Raw genomic sequence first — 9,256 nt, forward strand, 5'->3', positions numbered from 1 at the left:
CGCGGGTCGGTGGGCGTCAGTCCCGGCCGCAGTCGCCCTCGCTGAGCTTCGCCTCGAGGTCGTCGAGGATCGCCGTCGCCCCGATCAGGCCGATGCCGACCATCCAGGTGTCGTCGTCGACGTCGAACTGGCAGCCCTTCTGCACGGCCTGCAGCCGGCCCCACAGCGGGGTGACCTCGCCGCGGGTGGTCTCGTCCTCGGCGCCGTAGGTGGTGGTGAAGAGGATGTCCGCGTCGGCGCGCGTGAGCTCCTCGGAGCTGAGCCGGGCGATCGCGAACTGGTCGTAGGCCAGGTCCGGTGCCCCGAGGCCGACGGCCCGCAGGACGCTGCCGGAGAAGCTGTCCGGCCCGTAGACCCGGGTCTCCCCGGGCAGGAAGCGCATGATCGTCGCGTCGGCGTCCTTGAGGCCCAGGCGGTCCCCGAGCTCGGACGCGCGCCGGTCGAAGTCCGCGAGCGCGTCCCGGGCCTCCTGGCCACGGTTCAGCGCCTCGCCGACGAGCAGGAAGTCCTCGCGCCACGCGGTGCCGGGGCCGTTCGCGAAGACGGTCGGCGCGATCGCCGAGAGCTTGTCGTAGAGGGCGTCGTCGCGCAGGGTCGAGGACAGGATCAGGTCGGGCTGCAGGGCTGCGATCGCCTCCAGGTTCGGCTTCGCGATCTCCCCGACGATCTCGACGCCCTCGGTCCGGTCGGCGAGGTACTCGGAGATTCCGGTGTCGACGCTCGTGCGCACCGCCCCCACCGGCTTGAGGCCGAGGAAGATCGCGGCGTCGAGGATCGGGGAGTCGAGCGTGACGATCCGCTGCGGCGCGGCCGGGACCTCGGTGGAACCCTTCGCGTGCGTGACCGTGCGGGTGCCCGAGGTCTGCGTGCCGGCTGCGGGGGAGGCGGACTGCGCCGGGGCCTCGACACCACCCCGTGGGCCGTCGAGCAGGGTGTTCTCGTCGTCCGAGCAGGCCGCGAGCGGAAGGGTGAGCAGAGCGAGCAGGGCGGGCGTGGCGACGAGCGTGCGGGCGCGCAAGAAATCTCCCGGTTTCGGTGGACATTGACCGTTTCTCAGGTTCCCCTTAGCCTCCGAACTATCCGCTCCCCTGCCGAGAGAGCGGCGTTCACGAGTCGAGGCCCCCATGAATTCTCGCTGGTCCCGTCGTGCCCTCGGAGCCCCGCTGGTGGCGGCGCTGCTCGCCGCCGGACTGCCGGCGACCGCGGCCGACGCCGCCGCCGGGGCGCCGGACGTCGCCGAGCGGGTGTGCCGCACCAGCCGGGTTCCGGTGAGCTTCACCTCCGTGCCCTACGTGCCGGGGGCGGCCGAGCCGGCCGTGACGACGCTGGAGAACCAGCAGATCTTCGTGCGCTTCTGCCAGCCGAAGGACAAGCCCTCCCGGACCGTCCAGGTGCTCGTGCACGGCATCACCTACGACCACCGGTACTGGAACCTGCCCGACCCCGACGGCTCCGAGCGGTACTCGTGGGAGGCCGCCGCCGTGAAGGCCGGCTACGCGACGCTCGCGATCGACCGGCTCGGGGCGGGGGAGAGCTCGCACCCGCCGAGCTTCCAGGTCGACATCAACTCCAACGCCGCGGCCGTCCGCGCCCTGATCTCGGCGCTCCGGGCCGGCAAGGTCCAGGCACCGGTGAAGAACGTGCCGGTCGAGAAGGTCGTCCTCGTCGGTCATTCCTACGGCTCGATCACGAGCTGGTTCGCGGCCTCGAACAACCCCGAGGTCGACGCCGTCGTGCTGACCGGGGCGACCCACAACATCCGCGAGTTCCACACGCCGCTGATCGTGTCGGCGCCGCTCTACCCGTCGTTCCTCGACCCGGCGTACGCCCAGAAGGCTTACGACCCCGGCTATCTGACGGACCGTCCGGGAACTCGGTACGACACGTACTACGCGCCGGACACCAACGTCGACGACCGCATGGTGGCCGCCGACGAGGCCACCAAAGGCACCGTCACTTTCTCCGAGCTGAACAACTACCCGTTGTTCTTCCGGGCGCCGCTCGACATCCGCGTGCCGGTGTTCCTGCTGATCGGCACCAACGACGGCCTGTTCTGCTCCCTGGAGCCCGGCGACCTCGGGGCACCCTGCGACACGGCCGCGAACCTCGTCGCGAGCGAGGCCCCGAAGCTGGGACCGAACGTGCCCTCGGTGGACGCCTACCTCGTGCCGGGCGCCGGCCACGCGCTGAACGCCGTCCGGTCCTCGCAGGAGTCGTTCGGCGCCGCGCAGCGCTGGATCCACACCACGGTGAGCGGCGGGAAGCACCGGCACTGACTGCCGGGCTGGGCTGCTACGGGCGCAGGCCCTTGGAGCGCAGCCAGTTGTAGGGGTTGACCGGCCGGTCGTTGATCCGGATCTCCAGGTGCAGGTGCGGCCCGGAGGTGTTGCCGGTCATCCCGACGCGGCCGATGACCTGGCCGGCGACGACCTGGCCGCGGCGGACCAGGATCTGCGACTGGTGGGCGTACCAGCTCTCGGTGCCGTCGAGGTGCCGGATCACGGTCTTGTAGCCGTAGGCGCCGTCGTAGCCGGCGAAGATCACGGTCCCGGCGGCCACGGCGCGGATCGGGCTGCCGTAGCCGCAGGCGAAGTCCAGGCCGGTGTGGCCGGCGGCCCAGCGGTAACCGCCGGCGCCGAAGGTCGCGGTCAGGTGGTAGCCGCGGACCGGGAGGCTGTAGTTCTTCGCGAGCAGCGCGAGCTGCTGGGCGCGAGCCTTCGCGGCGGCCAGGGCGCGGGCCGCGGCCTCCTGCTTCTTCTGCAGCTCCTCGGCGGCGCGGATGCGGTCGGCGAGGGCGTCGCGGGCGCGCTCGCGGCTGGCGCGGGCCTGCTCGCGGTTCACCGAGGCGGAGTCGACCAGGGAGCCCGTCTCGGTCACGCCGAGGGCCGAGGCGCCGGTCATCGTGGCGCTGGTGGCGGAGTCGCCGCCGCCGGCCTTCACGGCGCCGACCACACCGGCCGCGGCGACCGCGACCGCGGCGGCGCCGGCGATCAGCGAGGTGCCGCTCGGGGCGCCGGCGGGGAGGACGACGACCTTGCGCCGACGGGACGCGTGGGTCCGGGCGCTGCGCTTGGCGTGCTTGCGGGCCGCCTCGCGACGCTCGGCGCGGGACGCCAGCTCGACGACCGGCTCGAGGATCGGCTCGGCGGGGATCTCCAGCGCGATCGGGGCGAGGACCGGGGCCTCGACGACCGGGGCCGGGGCCGCGGTGAAGATCGTGGGCTCGACGATCGGGGCCGGCGCGGCGGCGACGCGGCGGCGGCGACCGGTGCCGGGTGCGACGGCGGCGACGGGCAGCTCCGCGGCGGCAGCGAACTCGGCGAGGGTCTCGGTCGCGGGCGGAGCCTTGCGACGACGGCCGGTCGGGGCGGGCAGCGGCTGCTCCGCCAGGACGTCGGCGAGCGTCTCGGAGCGCGTCTCGGGGCGCGTCTCGGAGAGCCCCGCCGCGGCGGGGAGGGTCTCCGGCACCGGGGGCACGCGGCGACGGCGGCCGGTTCCGGTGGGGACGATGTCTTGAACTGCGCCGGAAGTGGGTACCTCGGTAACGAGAGCGGTCGGCTCTGCGATCACCTTGCGGCGTCGACCGGTCGGAACCGGCATTTCGGGCGCCGGCACCGAGAGCGGAGCCGAGGCGTCTGGGTCGAGCTGCGCTTCGAGGTGCTCAGCACCACGCGCATGTCGGCCGTTGGCCACGGAGGGTTCTCCCGGTCACTCGGTGTTGGTACGTGCGCTGCCGAAGCCCAGAGATCCGACTTCAACAGACTCGAACGGTAACGGTCACGCGGTCATGCACCCACGGCCACCCGGCAAAGAACACTCAAAGCGACCAGGGACCGGTGCTGAAGTTACCGGATGTGACTGCCGAGGCCCCAGTCGTGACCGTGTGGTGTGGACATGACGCGCAGAAGAGCAAAATTCACCCATTCCGACACGCCGAGCTACCGTGAAATCTACCCACGTTCCGTAGTCGACGTCGGTCACTCTCCGGTTTCCGTGTCGCGCTGAATCCGAACTGTGACCGCTCGGCCGGAGCCGGCGTCAACGCTGCTCCAACTGCTGCTGCGCGCCCTCTTGACTTCGCGTCCGAATACGTCCCGGGACGCCGGTTTCCTGTGGAAAGGCCATGGAGATCGCGGGGAGCCTTGACCCCGCCGCCGCCGCGGACGAACCTGCTGGCGCGGGGAGGCTCAGCCCGCCAGCGACCTTCGCTCGTGGCGCCGTTCACCGGCTGTCAGGGGCACAGGGACTCCTCCCCGCCCAAATCTTTTCTGCGGCCTTCGGCCGCGTCGCGCTCCGCGGGCCGGGCGGCGGCCGTTCCGGCCGCTTGCCTCGGTCGCTCGCGTCGCAGTGTGAGTTCGCCTCACGTGCCGCGAGCGCTGTTGTGCAGTCGGTGATTCGGGTCTCCCGACGGAACCCTGTGCGTTCTGTGTTCGTTGGGGGCGGCTAGTCTCGCGGCGGATTTGCCCCGAATACGTGAAGGAAGGGCCCCGCCGTGGACCTGTTCGAGTACCAGGCGCGCGACCTGTTCGCCAAGCACGGAGTACCGGTGCTGGGTGGCTTGGTCGCCGAGACCCCCGCGGAGGCCCGCGCCGCGGCCGAGAAGCTGGGCGGCCGCGTGGTCGTCAAGGCACAGGTGAAGGTCGGTGGCCGCGGCAAGGCCGGCGGCGTCAAGCTCGCCGAGACCGCGGAGGAGGCCGAGAAGCTCGCCGAGCAGATCCTCGGCATGGACATCAAGGGCCACACCGTCCGCCGCGTGATGCTCGCCCAGACCGCGGACATCGAGACGGAGTTCTACTGCTCCTTCCTCCTCGACCGCACCAACCGCACCTTCCTGGCGATGGCCACGACCCAGGGCGGCATGGACGTCGAGCAGGTCGCGGCCGAGACCCCCCACCTGCTGGCCAAGATCCCGGTCGACGCGAACGTCGGCTGCGACGCGGCGAAGGCCGCCGAGATCGTCCAGGCCGCCGGCTTCCCGGCCGAGGTCGCGCCGGACGTCGAGGCCGTGCTGCAGAAGCTCTGGACCGTCTTCCGCGAGGAGGACGCCACCCTCGTCGAGGTCAACCCGCTGGTGAAGACCACCGAGGGCGTCATCATGGCGCTCGACGGCAAGGTCTCCCTGGACGAGAACGCGGACTTCCGCCACGCGGACCACGAGGCGCTCGTCGACAAGAGCGCGGTCGACCCGCTGGAGCAGAAGGCCAAGGAGAAGAACCTCAACTACGTCAAGCTCGACGGCGAGATCGGGATCATCGGCAACGGTGCGGGCCTGGTCATGTCGACCCTCGACGTCGTCGCCTACGCGGGCGAGGCCCACGGCGGCGTGAAGCCGGCGAACTTCCTCGACATCGGTGGCGGCGCCTCGGCCGAGGTCATGGCCAACGGCCTCGACATCATCCTCGGCGACCCGGCCGTGAAGAGCGTCTTCGTCAACGTCTTCGGCGGCATCACCGCCTGCGACGCGGTCGCCAACGGCATCGTCCAGGCCATCGCGCTCCTCGAGGGCCAGGGTCAGACGGTGAACAAGCCGCTCGTCGTCCGCCTCGACGGCAACAACGCCGAAGAGGGTCGCCGCATCCTCAACGACGCGAACCTGTCCGTGGTCGAGATGGTGGACACGATGGACGGCGCTGCCGCCCGCGTGGCCGAGCTCGCCGCCCGCTGACGATCCCTCAGATCTAAGGACCTAGCTGTGGCAATCTTCCTCAACTCCAGCAGCAAGATCGTCGTTCAGGGCATGACGGGTTCCGAGGGGCGTAAGCACACCCAGCGGATGCTCGACTCGGGCTCGAACATCGTCGGCGGCGTCACCCCCGGCAAGGGCGGCCAGAAGGTCGAGTTCAACGGCGCGGCCCTGCCGGTCTACAACTCGGTCGCCGAGGCGGTCTCCGACGGCGGCGCGAACGTCTCCGTCGTCTTCGTCCCGCCGAAGTTCACCAAGGGCGCCGTCATCGAGGCGATCGACGCGGGTGTCCCGCTGATCGTCGTCATCACCGAGGGTGTGCCGGTCCACGACACCGCGTCGTTCCACGCGTACAACCAGAGCAAGGGCGCCGCGTCGCGCATCATCGGCCCGAACTGCCCGGGGATCATCTCGCCCGGGAAGTCGAACGCCGGCATCATCCCGGCCGACATCACCAAGGCCGGCCGCATCGGTCTCGTGTCCAAGTCCGGCACGCTGACCTACCAGATGATGTACGAGCTCCGGGACATCGGCTTCACCACCTGCGTCGGCATCGGTGGCGACCCGGTCATCGGCACCACGCACATCGACTGCCTCGCCGCGTTCCAGGCCGACCCCGACACCGACGCCATCGTCATGATCGGTGAGATCGGTGGCGACGCCGAGGAGCGTGCCGCGGACTTCATCGCCGCCAACGTGACCAAGCCGGTCGTCGCCTACGTCGCGGGCTTCACCGCCCCCGAGGGCAAGACCATGGGCCACGCCGGCGCGATCGTCTCCGGTTCCTCCGGCACCGCCCAGGCCAAGAAGGAGGCCCTCGAGGCCATCGGCGTCAAGGTCGGCAAGACCCCGTCCGAGACCGCCCGCCTCATGCGCGAGGCCGTCGCGAAGCTCTGACGCCGTCGCGAAGCTCTGACGCCGCGCTCCGCGCCCGTCAGCCGCAGCGCACCGAGCCCCGGTTCCCTCGTCGGGAACCGGGGCTCACGCGCGTTCGTCCCCCGCCTGTTCTGCGGGATGACGTCCCGCAGGGGGTGGGTGTCGGCCCGTGGGTGGGCTGACAGGCCCGGCCTGCGGGACGTCATCCCGGGGAGGGGGCGTGTCGGCCCGTGGGCGGGCTGACAAGGCGGGGCTGCGGGACGTCATCCCGCAGGATCAGGACGGGTCAGTTCGCGTGGCGGACGACGTACCAGTTGCCCTTGAGGTGCTCGAAGGTCGCGCCGGGGTTGGCGGCGCGGACCTCGTCGGTCGGGCCGTCGACGAGGTAGGTGAACGCGGCGCCGACGGTGCCGCCGAACGGGCTCGCCAGGTGGAACTGGGCGGCGCCGGCGCTGTCGCGGGTGACGCCGTCGACCCAGTAGGAGCCGATGCGGCCCGGGGTCATGTCGTCGGCGGCTGTCTGGTCCCACTTCTTGGCGGTGGGGAGGGCGCGCAGGGTTGACTCGAAGCCGCCCTCGGCCTGCATCCACCGCAGCTCCTGGGGGAGCTCCTCGTACTCGAGGCCGGCGACGGCCGCGACCATCAGCGGCACGCCGAGGAACGCGGTGGTCAGAGTGCGGCGCGAGGCCGCGGCCACGAACCGGGCCAGGAACGCCACCAGGCAGGCGAGGCCCACCCAGGCGAACGGGTCACCGGTGAGGTCGAGGCCGGTCGGGGAACTGGCGGCCCAGAGCATGCTGAGCGCGCCGACGCCGCAGATCGCGTGAAAGGTCCAGCCCGGGGCGCCGAGCAGGCGCTCGACGAGCGAGGGCTCGCGGTCGACGTCCTCCTCGACGACGAAGCTGGCCACCGGCGGGCGGGCCGGGGCGCTCAGCGCGGAGGACGTGGCATCGATGACATGGTCCACGCCTCCATTGAAGGCACCGGTGACAGGCGGTGAAGGGCGATCGTCGGAACGTCCCTCAAGGTCACGGATGTCCGATCCGCTGCGCCCGTGCGGCGGTCACCGAGCGCGTCGTGCGGAACACGTGGTGTCGGTGCGTGATCTTCACATCCGCGGCGGTCAGAGTGGACGAATGGTCAGTCTCGACGCCGGGCCGCGGCTTCGCACCACCCGCCCCGGACCCGCTCGGGAGACCCCGGGCCCACGCTGGCTGCTCGCCGCGGGAGCCGGGGCGGCCCTTCTCGGCGCCGCGGTCGCGACGGCGTTGCTCTCCGCGGTCACCGTCCTGCTCTGGGCCGCGGGGCCGATCGTCTCCGACGGCGTCAGCGCCGCGCCGTTCCGCGGGGCCGCCACGCTGTACCTGATGGGCCAGCGTGCCCCCATCGAGAGCGGCACCTACGAACTCGTCCTGCCGCCGCTGGCGATCACGGCGCTCGTCGTCGTGCTGACCGTCCGCCTCGCCGGTTGGGCCGCCCGCACGACCGCCGCCCACGAACTCGGCCCCGCGGCCGTCGTCGGCACCGGGGTTCTGGTCGGGCACGCCGCCGCGGCCGGGGTTGCGGCCTGGGTGAGCGCCCGCGCCGGCGCCGGTGTCGACCTCTTCGACGCCCTTCGGGCGGCGCTGATCCTCGGCGTCCCGTGCGGAATCGCCGGCGTCGTGCCCCAGACCTGGCCGTGGGCCTTCGCGGTCGCGCGCGTCGGCGACCGGGTGCGCACCGGCGCCCGGGCCGCGGGCTTCGGCGCGCTGGCCCTCGCCGCGGGCGGGGCCGCGGCGCTGCTGATCTCGCTGGCCCTCCACGCCGGTGAGTTCTCCGACCTGCTCGGCCTGGTCGGCGGCGGGGTCAACGGCGGCGTCGGCATCGTGCTGCTCTGCCTGGCCCTGCTCCCGAACGCCGTGCTGTGGGTGGTCTCGCTGGCCGCCGGCCCCGGGATCGCGCTCGGCGCGGACGGTGGGCTCAGCCTGACCGGCGAGATGCACGGCGACGCCCTGCCCGCCCTCCCGCTGCTCGCGGCGCTGCCCGGTGCGGGGCCGCTGCCGGGGTACGCCTGGCTGCTCGTGGCGATCCCGGTCGGCGCCGGTGGCGTCGTCGGGTGGTTCGCCCGCCCGGCCGGCGGCAAGCGTCGCGGCTGGCGCGAGGAGCTCGCCACCGCCGCGGTGGCCGGCGCCGCCCTCGGTCTGGGCGCCGGTCTGCTGGCCGGCTTCTCCGGCGGGGGCGCCGGGGGTCGCCTGGACGCGTTCGGCCCGAACGGCCTGGTCGTCGCCCCGCTGCTCGCCGCGCAGCTCGCCGCCGCAGCCGTCGTCCTCGCCGCCGGCCGCATCGGCTGGGAGCGCTACCGGCAGCCGCTCGCGAACGTCGCCGGCCGGACGATGGTCCCCGCCCCGCGGATCCCGACCCAGAAGAAGCCGGACTCGCGGCCGCCGGCCGCGCCCGAGTCGACGGCGGAGGCGATGCCGACGCCGGAGCCGGCGCCGAAGCCGACGCCGGAACCGGAGTCGACCGGGGAGGCCGAGCCGGCGGACGGTCCGGCCGGGACCCCGATCGAGGTCGTCGCGGCCGCGGACGTCGACGACCTCGCCGACGACGCCGAGGGCGCCGGCCCGACGGGCGAGACCGAAGGGCCGGCCCGGGACTAGGGCGTGTTGATCAAGTCGGTCTTGATCCAGATCAGGGTTGAGGCCAACAGGATCCCGG

At 72.4% G+C, this 9,256-nt stretch carries 7 protein-coding genes; 4 read left to right on the forward strand and 3 right to left on the reverse strand.

The features are described 5' to 3' along the window. Window positions 1-16: 16 nt before the first annotated feature. Window positions 17-1,018: an ABC transporter substrate-binding protein gene (locus tag ABD401_RS07480; RefSeq protein ID WP_344603184.1), complete on the reverse strand. Its 1,002-nt coding sequence runs from the start codon at window positions 1,016-1,018 to the stop codon at window positions 17-19. Window positions 1,019-1,124: 106 nt separating this feature from the next. Between ABD401_RS07480 and ABD401_RS07485 the strand changes: the two genes are divergently transcribed. Then, entirely contained in the window at window positions 1,125-2,276 is a 1,152-nt protein-coding gene (locus ABD401_RS07485) for an alpha/beta hydrolase (protein WP_344603186.1), read from the forward strand. Between the two features lie 16 nt (window positions 2,277-2,292). Here the strand turns inward: ABD401_RS07485 and ABD401_RS07490 are convergent, their stop codons facing one another. Then, the gene (locus ABD401_RS07490) at window positions 2,293-3,468 is read right to left on the reverse strand and encodes a M23 family metallopeptidase (RefSeq protein WP_344603188.1); all 1,176 of its coding nucleotides are present in this window, start codon (window positions 3,466-3,468) and stop codon (window positions 2,293-2,295) included. 1,024 nt (window positions 3,469-4,492) lie between these two features. Between ABD401_RS07490 and sucC the strand changes: the two genes are divergently transcribed. After that, window positions 4,493-5,665 carry an ADP-forming succinate--CoA ligase subunit beta gene (gene sucC, locus ABD401_RS07495; protein ID WP_344603190.1) on the forward strand — a complete coding sequence of 391 codons (1,173 nt, stop codon included), beginning with the start codon at window positions 4,493-4,495 and terminating at the stop codon, window positions 5,663-5,665. Window positions 5,666-5,692: 27 nt separating this feature from the next. Next, entirely contained in the window at window positions 5,693-6,580 is an 888-nt protein-coding gene (gene sucD / locus ABD401_RS07500) for a succinate--CoA ligase subunit alpha (protein WP_344603192.1), read from the forward strand. Between the two features lie 265 nt (window positions 6,581-6,845). On the opposite strand, the gene ABD401_RS07505 is transcribed toward sucD, so the two are convergent. Next, entirely contained in the window at window positions 6,846-7,526 is a 681-nt protein-coding gene (locus ABD401_RS07505; RefSeq protein ID WP_344603194.1) for a hypothetical protein, read from the reverse strand. Window positions 7,527-7,695: 169 nt separating this feature from the next. Between ABD401_RS07505 and ABD401_RS07510 the strand changes: the two genes are divergently transcribed. Continuing rightward, on the forward strand, window positions 7,696-9,198 hold the full coding sequence (locus tag ABD401_RS07510; protein WP_344603196.1) for a cell division protein PerM: 1,503 nt from the start codon (window positions 7,696-7,698) through the stop codon (window positions 9,196-9,198). Window positions 9,199-9,256: the final 58 nt, after the last annotated feature.

The sequence above is a fragment of the Sporichthya brevicatena genome (genome assembly GCF_039525035.1).
In the GTDB taxonomy this organism is placed as follows: Bacteria; Actinomycetota; Actinomycetes; order Sporichthyales; family Sporichthyaceae; genus Sporichthya; species Sporichthya brevicatena.

Excerpts from the sequence above, each read along its gene's own strand:
- ABD401_RS07485 (WP_344603186.1), top strand. The coding sequence starts at position 1,125 with ATGAATTCTCGCTGGTCCCGTCGTGCCCTCGGAGCCCCGCTGGTGGCG.
- ABD401_RS07510 (WP_344603196.1), top strand. The coding sequence starts at position 7,696 with ATGGTCAGTCTCGACGCCGGGCCGCGGCTTCGCACCACCCGCCCCGGA.